The sequence below is a fragment of the Ruegeria sp. BHSC029 genome (assembly GCF_059613085.1).
Genome location: NZ_JBXWRU010000002.1, coordinates 518,004 through 534,796, shown reverse-complemented (window position 1 = coordinate 534,796; position 16,793 = coordinate 518,004). Strand labels below are relative to the sequence as shown.

At 64.7% G+C, this 16,793-nt stretch carries 17 protein-coding genes; 10 read left to right on the top strand and 7 right to left on the bottom strand.

The window, feature by feature from the left end:
* Positions 1-579: a GcrA family cell cycle regulator gene (locus AC2FML_RS06360; protein ID WP_496782429.1), complete on the bottom strand. Its 579-nt coding sequence runs from the start codon at positions 577-579 to the stop codon at positions 1-3.
* A gap of 126 nt (positions 580-705) precedes the next feature.
* Between AC2FML_RS06360 and AC2FML_RS06355 the strand changes: the two genes are divergently transcribed.
* Entirely contained in the window at positions 706-1,509 is an 804-nt protein-coding gene (locus AC2FML_RS06355; protein WP_170358255.1) for an ABC transporter permease, read from the top strand.
* Here AC2FML_RS06355 and AC2FML_RS06350 read toward each other — a convergent pair.
* On the bottom strand, positions 1,506-2,741 hold the full coding sequence (locus tag AC2FML_RS06350) for an MFS transporter (RefSeq protein WP_496782427.1): 1,236 nt from the start codon (positions 2,739-2,741) through the stop codon (positions 1,506-1,508). The two genes, AC2FML_RS06355 and AC2FML_RS06350, sit on opposite strands and share 4 nt — an antisense overlap.
* Before the next feature lie 107 nt (positions 2,742-2,848).
* Entirely contained in the window at positions 2,849-3,733 is an 885-nt protein-coding gene (locus tag AC2FML_RS06345) for a DMT family transporter (protein ID WP_170337989.1), read from the bottom strand.
* 306 nt (positions 3,734-4,039) lie between these two features.
* On the opposite strand from AC2FML_RS06345, the gene AC2FML_RS06340 reads away from it, so the two are divergent.
* The 3 genes from AC2FML_RS06340 (at position 4,040) to AC2FML_RS06330 (ending at position 6,624) form a co-directional block, all read left to right on the top strand.
* On the top strand, positions 4,040-5,227 hold the full coding sequence (locus AC2FML_RS06340) for an aspartate aminotransferase family protein (protein ID WP_496782426.1): 1,188 nt from the start codon (positions 4,040-4,042) through the stop codon (positions 5,225-5,227).
* A gap of 68 nt (positions 5,228-5,295) precedes the next feature.
* Positions 5,296-6,222, top strand: coding sequence for an ornithine carbamoyltransferase (argF, locus tag AC2FML_RS06335; RefSeq protein WP_496782424.1), 927 nt, complete (start codon positions 5,296-5,298; stop codon positions 6,220-6,222).
* 57 nt (positions 6,223-6,279) lie between these two features.
* Entirely contained in the window at positions 6,280-6,624 is a 345-nt protein-coding gene (locus tag AC2FML_RS06330; protein WP_170449246.1) for a 5-carboxymethyl-2-hydroxymuconate Delta-isomerase, read from the top strand.
* A 14-nt stretch (positions 6,625-6,638) separates the two neighbouring features.
* Here the strand turns inward: AC2FML_RS06330 and AC2FML_RS06325 are convergent, their stop codons facing one another.
* Positions 6,639-7,244, bottom strand: a complete 606-nt coding sequence (locus AC2FML_RS06325) for a ferric reductase-like transmembrane domain-containing protein (RefSeq protein WP_496782422.1) — start codon at positions 7,242-7,244, stop codon at positions 6,639-6,641.
* 5 nt (positions 7,245-7,249) lie between these two features.
* Positions 7,250-7,738, bottom strand: a complete 489-nt coding sequence (locus AC2FML_RS06320; RefSeq protein WP_170337570.1) for a peptidase associated/transthyretin-like domain-containing protein — start codon at positions 7,736-7,738, stop codon at positions 7,250-7,252.
* A 205-nt stretch (positions 7,739-7,943) separates the two neighbouring features.
* Here AC2FML_RS06320 and AC2FML_RS06315 point away from each other — a divergent pair, with 205 nt between their 5' ends.
* From AC2FML_RS06315 to AC2FML_RS06305, 3 genes are all read left to right on the top strand, one after another.
* Positions 7,944-8,786: a phytanoyl-CoA dioxygenase family protein gene (locus tag AC2FML_RS06315; RefSeq protein WP_496782420.1), complete on the top strand. Its 843-nt coding sequence runs from the start codon at positions 7,944-7,946 to the stop codon at positions 8,784-8,786.
* 102 nt (positions 8,787-8,888) lie between these two features.
* Positions 8,889-9,851, top strand: coding sequence for a pirin family protein (locus AC2FML_RS06310; protein WP_170599199.1), 963 nt, complete (start codon positions 8,889-8,891; stop codon positions 9,849-9,851).
* A gap of 78 nt (positions 9,852-9,929) precedes the next feature.
* The gene (locus tag AC2FML_RS06305; protein ID WP_496782419.1) at positions 9,930-10,925 is read left to right on the top strand and encodes a 2-dehydropantoate 2-reductase; all 996 of its coding nucleotides are present in this window, start codon (positions 9,930-9,932) and stop codon (positions 10,923-10,925) included.
* On the opposite strand, the gene AC2FML_RS06300 is transcribed toward AC2FML_RS06305, so the two are convergent.
* Together AC2FML_RS06300 and hrpB are read right to left on the bottom strand one after the other, a co-directional pair.
* Positions 10,922-11,377 (bottom strand): NUDIX hydrolase, encoded by a 456-nt coding sequence (locus AC2FML_RS06300; protein WP_496733829.1) that lies wholly within the window; start codon positions 11,375-11,377, stop codon positions 10,922-10,924. The genes AC2FML_RS06305 and AC2FML_RS06300 overlap by 4 nt on opposite strands.
* Positions 11,378-11,447: 70 nt before the next feature.
* Positions 11,448-13,898 carry an ATP-dependent helicase HrpB gene (hrpB, locus tag AC2FML_RS06295; RefSeq protein WP_496782417.1) on the bottom strand — a complete coding sequence of 817 codons (2,451 nt, stop codon included), beginning with the start codon at positions 13,896-13,898 and terminating at the stop codon, positions 11,448-11,450.
* Between the two features lie 126 nt (positions 13,899-14,024).
* Between hrpB and meaB the strand changes: the two genes are divergently transcribed.
* The 3 genes from meaB to rpmB all read left to right on the top strand — a co-directional run bounded on the left by meaB (position 14,025) and on the right by rpmB (position 16,754).
* A complete protein-coding gene (meaB, locus tag AC2FML_RS06290; RefSeq protein WP_170449253.1) occupies positions 14,025-15,002 on the top strand; it encodes a methylmalonyl Co-A mutase-associated GTPase MeaB in 978 nt (325 codons plus the stop codon).
* 156 nt (positions 15,003-15,158) lie between these two features.
* Positions 15,159-16,295, top strand: a complete 1,137-nt coding sequence (locus AC2FML_RS06285) for a Hint domain-containing protein (RefSeq protein ID WP_496782415.1) — start codon at positions 15,159-15,161, stop codon at positions 16,293-16,295.
* Positions 16,296-16,466: 171 nt separating this feature from the next.
* Entirely contained in the window at positions 16,467-16,754 is a 288-nt protein-coding gene (gene rpmB / locus AC2FML_RS06280) for a 50S ribosomal protein L28 (protein WP_039532366.1), read from the top strand.
* The last annotated feature ends 39 nt before the right edge of the window (positions 16,755-16,793 follow it).

Below are 16,793 nucleotides of genomic sequence, written 5' to 3'. Positions count from 1 at the left end.
TCAGCGCCGCCGGTCGCGGCGCGAGCTCATGGGTTGGAAGGCGACGCCCACATGTGCCTCGCAATAGGGTTTGCCCGGCTCGGCCGGCAGACCGCAGAACCAGAAATCATCCGTGGCCGGATCGCCCACGGGCCATTTGCAGGTCTTTTCGGTCAGTTCCATCAGGGTCAGCTTCTTGGCCTTCTTCTCGACCTCGTTGACCTTGGCCAGTGCCTCGGGGCTGATTTCATTGGCCGAAGGCTGCGGCGGCAGCGGCTGGCCGGCCGGAATGATCTGGCGGCGCGGCGGCGTGGCCGGTTTGGCCTCGGCGGTCGGCGCGGCTGCCGCGGGGCGGGCCGGCTCGGTCTTGGGGGCGGGTTTGGGCTTGGTTTCGGCCTTGGGCGTGGGGGCTGGTTTTTCCTTGGGCTCGGCCTTGGCCGGTGCGGCGCCGGTGGTCCGGTTCGACAGGCCCAGGCGATGGACCTTGCCGATCACCGCATTGCGGGTGACCCCGCCCAGTTCCTTGGCGATCTGGCTGGCCGACTGGCCTTCGCCCCACATTTTCTTGAGCAGTTCAACGCGCTCGTCTGTCCAGGACATGGGTAGCCTTTCAAAAGCGGGAAAGCGGCCTCGGTCACGGGCCGCCTTCGGAATTCGTCTCAGCGCCCTATTCTAATCACTGCGGGCCGAGTTACAAGCGGTCATCGAATCAGATTGGGGGCAGGAATGCAGAATCTCGCGGATCAGGACATGCGCCGTTTCGGAGCGGTCAACTGGATGGGGTTGTGGACACTAGCCCAGCGCGAAACCCTGCGCTTCCTGGCGGTCTGGACGCAGACCCTGCTGGCGCCTCTGGTCACAGCGGGGCTGTTCCTGCTGATCTTCAACATCGCCGTCGGCCCGGGGCGACCGGATATCATGGGCGTGCCCTTCCTGACATTCCTGGCGCCCGGGATCATGATGATGACGGTGATTCAGAACGCCTTTGCCAACACTTCGTCCTCTATGGTGATCTCGAAAGTGCAGGGCAACATCGTCGATACCCTGATGCCGCCGCTGTCCCCGCTCGAGATTTTGCTGGGCTATCTGGCGGGCGGCATCGCACGGGGTGTGCTGATCGCGTTGATGCTGGCCGCTGCGCTGGCGCTTGGCTTGGGGCTGATGCCGCAGCATCCCGCGCTGGCCTTGGTTTTCGTCATTCTTGGGGGTGCGTTCATGGGCGCGCTGGGCCTACTGGCAGGGGTCTTCGCCAACAAGTTCGATCAGATGGCCGCCATCACCAACTTCATCGTTACTCCGTTGGCGTTTCTGTCTGGCACCTTCTACTCGGTCGACGCGTTGCCGCCGTTGCTGAACAGGATCAGCCACGTGAACCCCGTTTTCTACCTGATCGACGGATTGCGATATGGCATGATCGGAGTGTCGGACAGCAACCCGATGTTGGGGATGGCCGTCTGTTTGCTGTCGACCCTGCTGATCTGCGCCGTCATCTGGCAAATGCTGCGGACCGGTTACCGTTTGAAGGCCTAGGCAGCTTCGGACAACGAACCGGGCTGTAGCGGCACGCGGGGGCGCCCCAGCCGCGGATGCAGTCGCGCGGCCACGGACCAGGCGCCCAGCAGTGCAAACCCACCTGCTGCAAAAACACCAGCCACCGGTGTCGCCAGCAACACCAAGGCGGCAACGCCCGGTGTCAGAATTCCCGAAACGTCGCGATAGCTGGAATAGATTGCGGACATCTCTGTCCGCTCGGACGGCTTCACCGCCATCAGGAATGGCAGACCGGCACAAATGTCCAGCACGATCAACCAGATTGACCCCATGACCAGTGCGACGACCGATGCCACCGGCCAGCCCGAGAGAAATGCAGCCAACAGAAAACATGTGGCGCAGGCGGCAAAGCCCGTTCGCACGGCGCTGCGCAGAGACCGGCTCTGGACCCAGCGCAGAATCAGGGGGGCAGCAAACAGCATGGCGTTCGTGGCTGACAAAAGCGTGCCGCCCAATTGCTCACCCAACCCGTTTTCGATGGCGAAAATCGGAAGGTAGACCACATAGATCCACCAGCCACAGGACCGGATCATGGCAAACAGATACCCGGCCACCAGCCGTGGTTGGGCAAAGAACCGTGGTAGAAAAGACAGCGGATTTTTCGTTGCCCTCCTGGCCTTGGTAATCAGTTTGCCGTTCCCCAGGCGCATGGCCCAGAACATGATCAGCATACCAATGGCGGCGGCCGCGCTGATGATGAAAGGGGCCGGCGCCCATAATTCCATCAACATCACACCTGCCATCGGCCCCGCTGTCCAACCCAGCGCGCTGTAGAACATCCGGCTTGTTTCGCAGCGGCCGAGCTCGATCTTGCTGATGTAGTCCAAAACGTAGGCGTTGAAGCAGATGAAAGTAACCACCGCGGCCACGGTGTTCAGCGCAAGTGCCCCGATCACGGCCTCGGGGCTGCCGTCGATGGCCAGCAGAGCGCCGGTGATGAACATAACGCAGCCGGCTGTGTAGGCCCATCGTCGCGGGACATAACGGATCAGGAACGGCACCATCAGTCCAGCCAATAACGAAACGAGGCCTACCAGAAAGTAAACGAGCGAGACGGACCCGGCGTCGCCCATGGCTCGGTACATCACCAAGGGGAATACGGAAATCAGGATGCCGCGAACCACGGCCTCGAACCCGGCAAGTAGGCCGAACTTGCGAACGGAGGGCGCGGGCGCATGACGGACCCATTCCGGGATTCGGCGTTCGTGCATCGGGCAATCTCTCTAACCAACCGCATTCAGGGTGCGTCATGCGGTGTCGGTTTCATGAGAGTTTGCGACATCGGGGTCGCCTGCGGACAAGGCCGTAGAAAAAAATTCTAGCGGCGTCTGGCTCGGGCCTCGCGCCAGACAAGGATCAGCGCTCCGGTCAGAATGACCCCTGAGCCCAGCAAACTGACCCAATCCGGAACGACCCGGAACACCGCAAAGTCATAAAGCGCGGCGAATATCAGCGTTGCATAGCTGATTGGCGCTACGAACGAGGCATCTGCCCGGGCCATTCCATTGACGAAGCAGGCCTGCGCGCAAGCCATCAGAAAACCAATGCCGGCCAAAGCCGCCCACTGAGCGGGCGATGGTGGCTGCCAGACGGTTGCGACCGCGATGCTGGCAATCGTCAAGCCCATGGCATTGTTGATGAGCAGGATCTGGATGGGGCTCTCGCGGCCAGACAGCTTTTTGATGAAGATCAGTTCCATCCCGATCACTGCCGCCGCCGCCAAGGCCAGCAGAGCCGCGGGTTGAAAGCTGTCGGGGGTCGGGCGCAGCAGGATGATGGCCCCCGTCAAAGCCACCGCCGCCGCCAACCAGCGCCAAGGCCCCACGGTCTCTTTCAGCAGAGGAATGGCCAGAACCATCGCGAAAACAGGGTTCAGAAACGATATCGCCGTGGCATCGGCTATGGGGATATAGGCGACCGACGCGAACATCAGAGTAATGCCAGTCCACCCGAAGCTGGTGCGTCCGACATGCAGGCCCCAGTGGGGACGCCGTAGTTGGGGACGCAGAACGCCAACCGCTGCCACGATGACCACAAATGCGAACAGGAACCGGCCATGGCTGATCTGCATCGGGTGCAGGGGCGGGCCCAGTGTCTCGGTGCCCAGTGCTTTGGCCAGCAATGTCGTGCCCGCGATGAAAGCGCTGGCGCAGAAGATAAGTACGGCTGCCAGGGCAGGGTTGTGGGCTTGTGGTGAGAACATGGGCCATCGGTGCGCCAGGGTAAGAGAAATGACAAGCCCGAATTGCAAGGCGCCCGACCCGCGCCTGCAAAAAATCCATGGGCGGATACATTTTGCCTTTCCACACTGGGCTGGCCCCGCTATACCGGCGCCCATGATCAAACTCGTGCATATCCTGCCGCTCCGACGCCGACGCATCATTGCGTAACCGGCCCGTTTGATCCTGCGCGCGCGAACCAAATCCGCGCATCTCTCACCAAATCTGTTGACGAACCCGGTCTCAGTGTTTCAGTCACTGGGTTCAAGTTTTCCAAAAAGGATGATCCGATGATCCCGTCCGTTCTGCCGACCTACAATCGTGCTCCGCTGACCTTCGTGAAGGGCGAAGGCGCCTGGCTGACCGAGGCGGACGGCCGACGTTTCCTTGATCTGGGCGCGGGGATCGCGGTGAATGCGCTGGGCCATGCCCACCCGGCACTGGTCAATGCCCTGACCGACCAGGCGCACGCGCTGTGGCACGTGTCGAACCTGTACCATATTCCGCAGCAGCAGGCGCTGGCCGACAAGCTGGTGGATCTGACCTTTGCCGACACGGTGTTCTTCACCAATTCGGGCACCGAGTCCTGCGAATTGGCGGTCAAGATGGCCCGCAAATACTTCTACGATCAGGGGCAACCCGAGCGGGTGGAGATCATCACGTTTGATGGGTCTTTCCATGGGCGTTCTTCAGCGGGCATCGCCGCTGCCGGGTCCGAGAAAATGACCAAGGGGTTCGGCCCGCTGCTGCCGGGGTTCGTGCATGTCGCCTTCGGCGATCTGGACGGTGTGACCAACGCGATCAGCGACAAGACCGCCGCGATCATGATCGAGCCGATCCAGGGCGAGGGCGGCATCCGCCCCGTCCCCGATGTCGAGCTCAAGGCCCTGCGCCAGATCTGCGACGACAACGGCTTGCTGCTGATCCTCGACGAGGTGCAGTGCGGCGTCGGCCGGACCGGGAAACTCTTTGCCCATGAATGGGCGGGCATCACGCCCGACATCATGATGGTGGCCAAGGGTATCGGTGGCGGCTTTCCGCTGGGTGCGGTGCTGGCTACCGAAGCGGCCGCCAGCGGCATGACCGCGGGCACCCATGGGTCGACCTATGGCGGCAACCCGCTAGGCTGCGCGGTGGGCTGCGCGGTGCTGGAGCATGTCGCAACCCCGGCCTTCTTCGACGGCGTCAACCGCAAGGCGGGGCTGTTGCGCCAAAAGCTCGAGGGCCTTGTAGCCGATCACCCCGGCGTGTTCGAGGAAGTCCGCGGATCCGGCCTGATGCTGGGCCTGAAATGCAAGGCGCCCAATGCCGATGTGGTCGCGGCCGGTTATGACAACGAAGTCATCACCGTGCCCGCGGCCGACAACGTGATCCGCCTGCTGCCGCCGCTGACCCTGACCGAGGATGACATCGCCCAGGCCCAGATCCGCCTCGAGAAAGCCGCCAGGCAGGTTCAAGGCCAACTCGCCTCGGCCTGACGCCTCCTATTCCCGAATGCGCTGGGGGCGACGCCCCCCGGCAACCGACAGTGAAAAAGCGAACCGACATGAACCATTTCCTTGATATCCACAAAACCGACGCCGCCGCGCTGCGGTCGATGATCGACCAGGCCGGCGCGATGAAGCTGGCCCGGTTGGGCCGTCCCAAGGCCGCGCCCGACGACGAACAGCCGCTGGCCGGCCGCATGGTGGCGCTGATCTTCGAAAAGCCCTCGACCCGGACCCGCGTGTCCTTCGACGTGGGCGTGCGCCAGATGGGTGGGCAGACCATGGTGCTGTCGGGCAAGGACATGCAGCTGGGCCATGGCGAAACCATCGCCGACACCGCTCGCGTGCTGTCGCGCTATGTCGACATGATCATGATCCGCACATTCGACGAAACCATCCTGACCGAGATGGCCGAATACTCGGACGTGCCCGTGATCAACGGCCTGACCGACCGCACCCATCCCTGCCAGATCATGGCCGACGTGCTGACCTATGAAGAACACCGCGGCCCCATCGCCGGGAAAAAGGTGGTCTGGACGGGGGACGGCAACAATGTCTGCGCCTCGTTCCTGCACGCGGCGGGCCAGTTCGGGTTTGACCTGACCTTCACCGGCCCCGCCCAGTTCGACCCCGAGGAAGAGTTCATGGGTTTCGCCCGCCAGAAGGGCTCGAAGATCGTGATCGAGCGCGATCCGTACAAGGCCGTCGACGGCGCCGATCTGGTTGTGGCCGACACCTGGGTTTCAATGCACGATTCCCAATCCGCGAAGGAACGTCGGCACAACCTGCTGCGGCCCTATCAGGTCAACGCAGAACTCATGTCCCATGCCAAACCCGACGCCCTGTTCATGCACTGCCTGCCCGCCCATCGCGAGGAGGAAGCGACCTCCGAGGTGATGGACGGGCCGAACTCGGTGATCTTTGACGAGGCCGAAAACCGCCTGCACGCGCAGAAGGCGGTGATGCGCTGGTGTTTGGGGGTCTGAAGCCCCCTCTGACATTCAATGGGAGCCGCTGGTTCTCTTTCAATCCCGGAGGCTCCCATGCCGCACGTCGTCTTGGAATTTTCAGCCGGACTTGAGCAATCGCATGATTTTCAAGCCATATGCAAAAAACTCTATGCGGTCCTCGCCGCGCATCAGGAGTTTGACGCACCAACGCTGAAAATTCGCGCGATGCCGATCCCGTATTCCTTCATCGGGACCGAGCCGCAGACCTTCATCCATGCCTCACTGTTGCTGATGCAGGGACGGGATGAACGGACGCGAGCCGAGCTGAACGCGATCATTCTGGATGTTCTGGCCGCCGCGGCGCCGAAGGTCGGCAGCATTACCGTACGGGATGTAGAGATGAACCGCGCCACCTATGCCAAGCGCCTGGCGACCTGACGTGCGCCCGTCGCTTAACCCCGCGGTTTCACGTCCCAGACCTGCAATCTGATCAACGCTCGGACGCAGGCGAATAATACAAGCCCGCACAATGTGGCCTTGGTGACGGTTTCCATTGCGCCCTCGATCAGCAGGGCATGAACGACCGTGCCTAGGATGGTCACAAGCGCAAGACTGGCATGGGCCAACCGCCAAAGGCGGAACCGCCATCCCAGCCGGCTGCGCAACGCGGCCAACACCACGGCGGCGAACGCTGCCCACATGGCCGCCACGCCCCAAGCCGAGAACGGGGTGGGGGACCGGAACAGCAGGGCATCCACCACGTCCGGGGGGCTGGTGATCCACAACCCGCCCACATGCAGGGCAATCATGGCGATCAGGGCGATGCCGACCCAGCGGTGCACCATTCGGCTGTTCATCGCGGTCTGCCCCGGCAACATGCGCGCAGCCAGCAGCGGCTGCACCAGAAGCAATCCCAACCCGATGACCCCGGCAAAGCCCGCAGCGATATAGATCGAGCTGCGCCAGGCCAGATACGGGCTGAACCCCGCCACCACCACAGGCACCGCAATGGCGGCGATCAGCGCCAGCCAGACCGCAAGGACGCCCGGGCGCGGCACGTGGTTCAGACCGGTTGCAGAACGAAATGCGCGGCCAGGGTCTTGTCGCGCGCACTGGACATGATCGGCCGCAGGAAGACGGTCTGGAATTCGCCGCTGTCATAGGCCAGATGTCCATGCGGCTGACCAAAGGCCGGCACGATCTGCGGCATCTCCAGCCGGAATTCTCCGTTCGCATCGGTCAGGGTGGCGCCGTGGCTCTGAGGGTCGCGCTCGTGGCCTTCTGTGGTATGCGCCCAGACCTGGATGCGCTGACCGGGCAGGGGCGCGCCGTCGCCGGCCCGCCGTACTGTGCCGGTCATCCAGAAACCGCCGCCGCCGATCCGGTCGACGATTGGCGCGCCCGGGCGGTAGTTGTTCGATCCGCCCCGCATCGACGGGGTCGGCGCCAACCCACTGGCCCGCGCAGGCATGATGAGGCCGCTGCCGGCCGAGGCGACCAGAGCGGTGCCGGCCACCAGCATGGTTCTTCGGTTCAGTGAATCTCCGGGCATCGAAACCTCTCCTGTGCTGACCCGGCAGCTGTTCCAACCGCCACAGTGGAAGAATAGCACGATCACGACTCATTCCGAGCGTTCCGGGCAAAATCCGGCCGACCTGCAGACAAAAGCGCGTGGAATGGACCGAGACGGCAATAATCTTTGACGCCTGCGCCATTCGGGTGCGATCCTTTTCCTTGCGTCACCAAGGGGGAAGCCGATGACAGATGTCAACCTGCTGACCAAGGATGAAATCACCGCCTTCCGCCGCGATGGCGCGGTGGTGCTGCGCCAGAAATTCAGCGCGGACTGGCTGGAGTTGCTGCGCGCGGGCATCGACGCCGATCTGCAGACCCCGACCGAGAACTTCACCCGCCACACCAAGGACCCGGACGCGCCCGCCTATCTCGAGGATTTCTGGGCCTGGAGCAAGATCCCCCAGTTCGAGGAATTCGTCCGCAGCTCGCCCTGTGCGCCGATCGCGTCCGAATTGCTGGGCGCTGCGCCGATCAATCTGGTGATGGACAACTGGTTCCTGCGCGAGGCCGGATCGACCTCGCGCCCGCCATTCCATCAGGACCTGTCCTATTTCGATTTCGAAGGCTCGATGTGCGTGCTGTGGCTGCCGCTTGAACCGGTCAGCAAGGACAACGGGATCGCTTTCGTGCGCGGCTCGCACCTGTGGGACAAGCTGTTCATGCGGGTGCGTTTCGCCGACGGGCACCCCAGCTATGAACCCACGCAGGTTGCAGGCCGCACCTATCACCCGCCACCGGACGTGAATGCCGATCCCGGCGCTTATGACCTGCTGCAATGGGACCTGGATCTGGGCGATTGCATCTATTTCGACATGCGCACGCTGCACGGGGGGCTGTCCTCGGTCACGCCCACGGAAACCGTGCGCCGCTTCACCCTGCGCATGACCGGGCCGGACGGGGTGATCCGGTATCGCGGCGATTGGGCCAAGGAGGAGCGGGCGCAGTTTGAGGCCGCCGGCTATGCCGAGGGCGACCGGATCGCCGGCCCGTTTTTTCCGCAACTCTGGCCCCGCGCACAGGACTGATCCGGGGCGCAGCTTGTCTGTGCGTAGATGCACTTTGTCCGCTGGTATTTTGCGCTAGATTGGCAAGGGTGAACATCCTGCCGCACCGGATTGGAGACCGACATGAGCTGGAACCCCACCCACAGCCCCGAATGCGTCAGCGAAGGTTCGGCGCTGGAGACCCTGATCATCCCGCGCGCCCGCGATCTGGGCGGGTTCGAGGTGCGCCGCGCGCTGCCCTCGGTCAAGCGCCAGTTGGTGGGGCCCTTCATCTTCTTCGACCAGATGGGACCGGCCGAGTTCATCACCGATGGCGGCATCGACGTACGCCCGCATCCGCATATCGGGCTGGGCACGGTCACCTACCTGTACCAGGGCGAATTTGAGCATCGCGACAGCCTCGGAACCCATCAGATGATCTATCCCGGCGAGGTCAACTGGATGGTCGCGGGCCGTGGCGTTACCCATTCCGAGCGCACCAGCGCCGAAACCCGTGCCAAACGGCACAGCCTGTTCGGCATCCAGACCTGGATCGCGCTGCCCGAAGCGCACGAAGACATGGCCCCCGATTTCGAACATCACAAGCAGGCCGCGTTGCCGCATATTCAGGATGCCGGTGTCAGCGCGCGGCTGATACTTGGCTCGGCCTATGGGGAAACCAGCCCGGTCACGATGCTGTCGGAAACCTTCTATCTGGACGTGCAGCTGGACCCCGGCGCTGCCTTTCCGCTGCCCGACGATCACGAGGATCGGGGCGTCTACGTCACCCAGGGCTCGGTCGAGATCGCGGGTGACCGGTTCGACGAAGGCCGCATGATGGTCTTCCGCCCGGGTGATCGGCTGTCGGTGACGGCCGGGCCGGCGGGGGCGCGGCTGATGCTGCTGGGCGGGGCCACGATGAATGAGGATCGGTATATCTGGTGGAACTTCGTCTCGTCTTCGAAGGACAAGATCGAAACGGCGATCCGCGAATGGAAATCCGCCGATTGGGCCAACGGCGCCTTCCACCTGCCGCCAGGGGACGAAGACGAGTTCATTCCGATCACCCCGGAACTGGAACGCACCAAACCCCGGCGCGCGCGCTGAACGTCACGTCAGCGCTCGCCCGGCTTGCCTGCCCGAGGGATCCCGGCGATCCTTGGCGGCAAACGGGAAGGGGACGGCATGAAACTTGTGATCGCGGGCGCGGGCAGCATCGGATGCTATTGCGGGGGCCTGCTGGCCGATGCCGGGCATGACGTTACGCTGCTGGGCCGGGCGCGGGTGCTGGATCCGATCCGGCAGAATGGGCTGACCGCGACCGACTATTCGGGCCTGCGCAAAACGATCCCCGCCGACCGTCTGACCCTGTCCGATGACCCTGCCTGCCTGTCCGACGCCGATCTGGTTCTGGTCACGGTGAAAACCGGCGCCACCGCCGAGATGGCCCGCCTGATCGCCGCGCACGCCCCGGCCGCGGCCCCGGTCATTTCGTGGCAGAACGGGATGGAAAACGCCCGCACCCTGCGCACCGCGCTGCCCGGGCGGGACGTGCGCGCCGGGATGGTGCCGTTCAACGTGGTGCCTGCCGGTCCGGCCACCTGGCATCGCGCGACATCCGGCGACATCGTGATCCAGTCCGGCCCCGGCGCGCTGGCCCGCCGCCTGTCCTCGCCCGATCTGCCCGTCACCGAAACCGATGGGATCGAGGCGGTGCAATGGGGCAAGCTGGTCATCAACCTCAACAACGCGCTGAACGCGCTGTCGGGCCTGACCCTGCGCGACCAGCTTTTGAACCGCGACTGGCGCCGTCTGATGGCCGATCAAATGGCCGAGGCGCTGGCGGTTTTTGCGGATTCCGGGCGCCCCGTAGCCTCGACCACGCCGCTGCCGGTCTGGATGACGCCGCATATCCTGCGCCTGCCCACGCCGCTGTTTTCGCGCATCGCGGCGCGGATGCTGACGATCGACCCCGCCGCGCGCACCTCGATGGCCTATGATCTGGATGCCGGTCGCCCAACCGAAATCGACAGCCTGCAGGGCGAGATCATCCGGCTGGGCCGCGAAACCGGCACACCGACCCCGATCTGCGACCGGGTGGCCAGGCTGATCACGCAGGGCGAGACCGGTCCGCTGACCCCGGATCAGATCCGGGCAGGGCTGAGCGGTGCCGGCGGTTAGATCCGCAACAGCAGCTTTTTCAGCTCTGGTTCGTGGACGCGTTCAGACGCCTCTTGCGGCGAGACCCACTCGCGGGTGCGTTCCTGCATTTCGGGAAATTCGTCGGCCAGGTCGGTGACTCGCAGCCGGTAGACCGTGGTGCAGACCGGATCGATCGCGCCGCTTTTGCGGACCTTGCCGTAGCAGTAGCTGCCGACCGGCTCTGGATCGACCTCGGCGGTGCGCACGCCGGCCTCTTCCCAGGCCTCCTGCGCCGCCGCCTCGGCCCCGTTCAGTCCGTCAATCGGCCAGCCCTTGGGGATGATCCATCGCCCGGTGTCGCGGCTGGTAACCAGCAGCACCTGCGTATCGGGGCCATCGCCACGGGTACACAACGCCGCGAACTGCAAGAGGCGCGGACGCTGAAACAGGGGTTTCAGAACCCCCTCCCATAATTTGTGCAGCCATGTCATTGCGGGTGCCTGCCGTTTTTTGTTGTTCTGCCTTCCAGACGGCGAGAGATATCAATCTGACAGACGGTATTCAAGCACCCCTGCGTTTGGCCCGCAGGGTCGGGTCGGCCTGGGTCGGGTCCTCGGGCCAGGGGTGCTTGGGGTATTGCGCGCGCATGTCCTTGCGCACATCGGCATAGGACCCGGCCCAGAACCCCGGCAAGTCGCGGGTGATCTGGATCGGGCGTTGCGCAGGGGACAGAAGGGTGATCTTCAGCGGCTCGCCGCCCACCATCGGGTGCTGGGTGACCCCGAACATCTCCTGCAGGCGAACCGCGATCTCGGGCACCGCCTTGCCATAGTCGATCGGAACCTTGCGCCCCAGCGGCGTGACGAAGGCCGGGGGCGCGCGGCGGTCCAGCTCCTGCATCTGGTCCCAACTCAGCCGCGCCTGAAGGGCGGGCAGCAGGTCGAACCGCTTCCAATCCTCAGCGGTGCGAACGCCGGTCAGCATCGGCAGCAGCCAGTCCTCAAGCGTGTCCATCAGCCCGTTTTCCGAAAAGTCCGGCAGGTCGACGCCCGCCGCCCGCACCAGCTCAACCCGCGCGGCCAGTCGCGCGGCCTTGCCCTCCAGCCGCAGGCCCAGATCGCGCACGCCGTCCAGCATCGCGTGGGCCACGGACTCGTCGGGCACGCCCTTCCAGATGCGGTCATCCAGCACCAGCGCCCCGAACCGTTCCTGCCGCCGGGCCACCACCCGGCGGTCCCGTTTCGACCAGGCGCAGGTCTCGACCCATTCGATCTGGTCGGCGAACAGCGCGCTGATCTCGGCCTCTGAGATCTGCGCGGCCATGCGAAGCCGGGCCTCGCGCGGGTTGCCGTCCGTGTCGATGGCCACCAGATACGGCGCCGCGGCCAGCGGGTCGCCGGGGTCCATCACCACACCCTTGCCGCTCGACAGCACATAGCGCGGCGCGTCGCCCTTTCGCCGCTGTCCGACCCGGTCGGGATAGGCCAGCGCGGCCATCGCCGCCGGGCTCAGCGGGTCGCCTTCGGTCTTGATCTGGCCGCGTAGCCGTTTCGCCTCGGACCGGATCCGGTCCAGAACGCCGGGATTGGCGGGCCAAACCCGGTTGCGCTGATAGGCGCGCGGATCGCGCAGCGCCTCGAGCCGCAGCGACAGGTCCACCGGCGCGCCCTTCAACGGGTCGCGCTCGGCCATCAGGGCGGCAAGCGGGGCGGCCTGCGCGCCTGCCGTGACCAGCATGTGCCCCAGCCGCGGATGCAGCGGCAGACCAGCCAGTGCGCGGCCATGTTCGGTGATCCGGCCCTTGCCGTCCAGCGCGCCCAGCATCCGCAGCAGCGCGCGCGCCTCGGCCAGCGCCCCCTCGGGCGGGGGTGTCAGAAAGGCCAGATCCTGCGGCTCGGCCCCCCACAGCGCCAGTTCCAGCGCAAGGCCGGTCAGGTCGGAGGCCTCGATCTCGGCGGGCGGAAAGGCGGGCAGGGCGCCGTCCTCACCCTTTGACCACAGGCGATAGCACAGCCCTTCGGCCACGCGGCCCGCGCGGCCCGCGCGTTGGGTCGCCTCGGCGCGGGTGACGCGCTCGGTCACCAGCCGCGACATGCCCGAGCCCGGATCGAACCGCGCGCGGCGGGCCTGGCCCATGTCCACCACCACCCGGATATCCGGAATGGTCAGCGAGGTCTCGGCGATCGAGGTGGCCAGCACCACCTTGCGCCCGGTCTCGGCCGGCGCAAGGGCGGCGCGCTGGGCGGCAAAGGGCAGGGCGCCGAACAAGGGCCGGATTGCGCAATCGCCGGGCAGCCGCCCGGCCAGCGCGGCCTCGGCGCGGCGGATCTCACCCTCGCCGGGCAGGAACACCAGAATGCCGCCGCCGGTGGCGCGGGTCTCGCGCTCGGCCTGACCCACCAGATCGACCAACGCGTCCAGCCGCCGCGCCTGCGGGCCCAGCGGGCGGTCCAGCCAGCGGGTCCGGACCGGGAAACTGCGGCCCTCGGATGTCACCAGCGGCGCGTCCATCAACCGCGCCACCGGATCGGCATCCAGCGTGGCCGACATCGCCAGCAGGATCAGGTCGTCGCGCAGCGCGCCGGCGACCTCAAGGCACAGGGCCAGCCCCAGATCGGCGTTCAAAGAGCGTTCGTGGAATTCGTCGAAGATCACCGCCCCAACACCGGGCAGGTCGGGTTCGGATTGCAGCATCCGGGTCAGGATGCCTTCGGTCACCACCTCGATCCGGGTGGCTTTCGACACTTTCGCCTCGCCCCGCACGCGATAGCCGACGGTCTGGCCCGCGCGTTCGCCCAGTGTCTCGGCCATGCGTTCGGCGGCGGCGCGGGCGGCCAGCCGCCGCGGCTCCAGCATCACGATGCGCCCGTCGCACAGGCCGGCGTCGCGCATCGCGAGCGGCACGCGCGTGGTCTTGCCGGCGCCGGGCGGAGCCTGCAGCACGGCACGGCCACGCGTGCGCAGCGCTGCGATCAGGTCGGGCAGGGCATCGTCGATCGGTAGGCGGGTCATGCCGCCTTATCGCCAAAGCCTCGGCCAAGGTCCAGAACGCCTGCGTCAAATCCCGCGACCGGCGGTACTGGACAAACCCGGCCCATCCCCGTCATCTAGGGCAGATTTCGACGAAGGACCCCACCCATGACCACAGCCGAGCTTGCCGACAGGATCCTCAAGGGCGACCGCCGGGCGCTGGCCCGCGCGATCACCCTTGTCGAAAGCACCCGCGCCGATCACCGCGCCCAGACGGCGCAACTGCTGGAGGCGCTGTCCGGCGCCGGGCGGCAGGCGCTACGCATCGGCCTGTCGGGAACGCCGGGGGTGGGCAAATCCACCTTCATCGAAAGTTTCGGCATGATGCTGATCGGGCAGGGGTTGCGGGTGGCGGTTCTGGCGGTCGATCCCAGCTCGGCCCGGTCGGGCGGCTCGATCCTGGGCGACAAGACCCGGATGGAACGTCTCAGCCGCGAGCCGAACGCCTTCATCCGCCCCTCGCCCAGCCAGAGCCATCTGGGCGGCGTCGCCCGCCGCACGCGCGAGGCCATCGCCCTGTGCGAGGCGGCCGGGTTCGACGTGGTGCTGATCGAAACGGTGGGCGTGGGTCAGTCGGAAACCGTGGTGTCGGAAATGTCCGACCTGTTCCTGCTGCTGCTGGCCCCGGCCGGCGGGGATGAATTGCAGGGCGTCAAGCGCGGCATCATGGAGATGGCCGACATGATCCTTGTGAACAAGGCCGACGGCGACCTGAAAGCCACCGCCACCCGAACCTGCGCCGACTATGCCGGGGCGCTGCGCCTGCTGCGCAAACGTCCGCAGGACCCCGAGGGCTTTCCAAAGGCGATGACCGTTTCAGCGGTCGAGGAGCACGGCCTGGACCAGGCCTGGGCCGAGATGCAGGCCCTGGCCGACTGGCGCAAACAGAACGGTCATTGGGACGCCAACCGCGCCGAACAGGCCCGCTACTGGTTCGACCAGGAAGTGCGTCATGCGCTGCTCGCCAAGCTGGAGACCCCGCTGGCCCGGTCCGAGATGGACCGGCTGGGCGCCGAGGTCGGGTCGGGGCGGCTCAGCCCCTCGGTGGCGGCCGAGCGGATGCTGAGGACTCTTGCATCCGGGTAACACCGTTGCCCGCGCGGACAGGAAAACTTGGCGCAACGCCGAGGAGTTCTGTAGCCTGAGTGCAGGTGAAATCCTTGGTTGTGGCGCCCAGCACATAGAAAAACTGGGGCGCAACTGGCTGGCCGTGACCAAGCGGAGAAACAGGACTCGCCTCTTATGCCCGATATCTTTGGGACAAACGGCGACGACGATATCGATGTCACCAATGACAACGGTACGCTGAATGGCACTCCTCAGGGTACGCCGATTGATGATATCCGCGCGCGCGGAGGCAACGACATCATCACTGTCACCAACAGTACCATCTCTGGCAGTGTCCGTGGAAATGCCGGGATCGATACGATCACGGTGAACGGCAGCACGATCGGCGGTCAGGTAAGGGCCGGATCAGATGACGACACGGTCACGCTGCAAGGCTCGGTCATTGGCAATATCCGTTTGGGCGGTGGAAATGATGTTCTGAACTTCCGCAGCACCAGCGTGTCCGGCGACGTGCGCGGTGGCAGTGGTACCGACACGCTGAACCTGCCTGCTGGAACCGTGGTCAACGGCAGCTCATTCGGGACATTTACCGTGTCTGCCGGCACCAGCTATTCGTTGACCAGCGGCAGTTTCACCCTGCCGTCGGGTATTACAGTCACCTATTCCGCATTTGAAAACGGATCCGGTGTTCCCTGCTTTACCGCTGGCACGAGCATTCTGACTGACCGCGGCCCGGTACAGGTGCAAGACCTGCGCACCGGTGACCTGATCTGTACGGCCGAGAGCGGCAACCAATCCATACGCTGGATCGGTCGGCGCAGGTTTGATGCGGTTGATCTGAGGGCCAATCCGAAACTGCGCCCCGTCCGTATTTGCGCCGGGGCTTTGGGTGCAGGGCTGCCCACGCGGGACCTGTTGGTTTCCCGCCAGCACCGTATGATGGTCGGTTCTCGCATCGCGCAACGCATGTTCGGCCAGTCTCAAGTTCTGATTCCCGCGATCAAGCTGACGGCGCTGCCGGGGATATTCGTAGATTGCACGGTCGACAGCATCGAGTATTTCCATCTGCTGTTCGACCGGCACGAGATCCTGTTTGCCGAATCCGCGCCGACCGAAAGCCTGTATACCGGCCCTGAGGCGCTGAAATCTCTGGGACCCGCGGCAAGGACTGAAATCCTTGCGATTTTTCCGGAACTGGCTGATGAGAACCACGAATCCGAACCCGCAAGGTTGATCCCGATAAACCATCAGCAGACCCGTCTGATTGCTCGTCACCTCAAAAATCACAGGCCTTTGCTTGTTGATGTCTGAGCCGTTTCAGGACCATTTATTGGCAAGGAAAGATTTCGCAGCTGCTGTCTTGACCCTTCCGGCGATTCCCACTAAACGCATCCAACCAGTTTTCGGGCGCGACTTCGGGTTGTGCCCCTTGTGATTTGGCTGCGGATTGATGCCCGGCCTCCAGAAACAAAGGAAGAAACCATGTCGCGCCGTTGCGAACTGACCGGAAAAGGCCCGATGACTGGCAACAATGTCAGCCACGCCAAAAACAGAACTCGTCGTCGTTTTCTGCCCAACCTGAACGACGTGACCCTGCAGTCGGAAACCCTGGGTCGTGGCGTCAAGCTGCGCATCTCGGCCGCCGCGCTGCGCTCGGTCGATCACCGTGGTGGTCTGGACGCGTTCCTGGCAAAAGCCAAAGACGAAGAGCTGTCCGCCAACGCGCTGAAAGTGAAAAAGGAAATCGCCAAGGCTCAAGCCTCGGCCTGATTTTCCCAAAGACTGTTTCGTGGCCCCTGTACCCGTTGG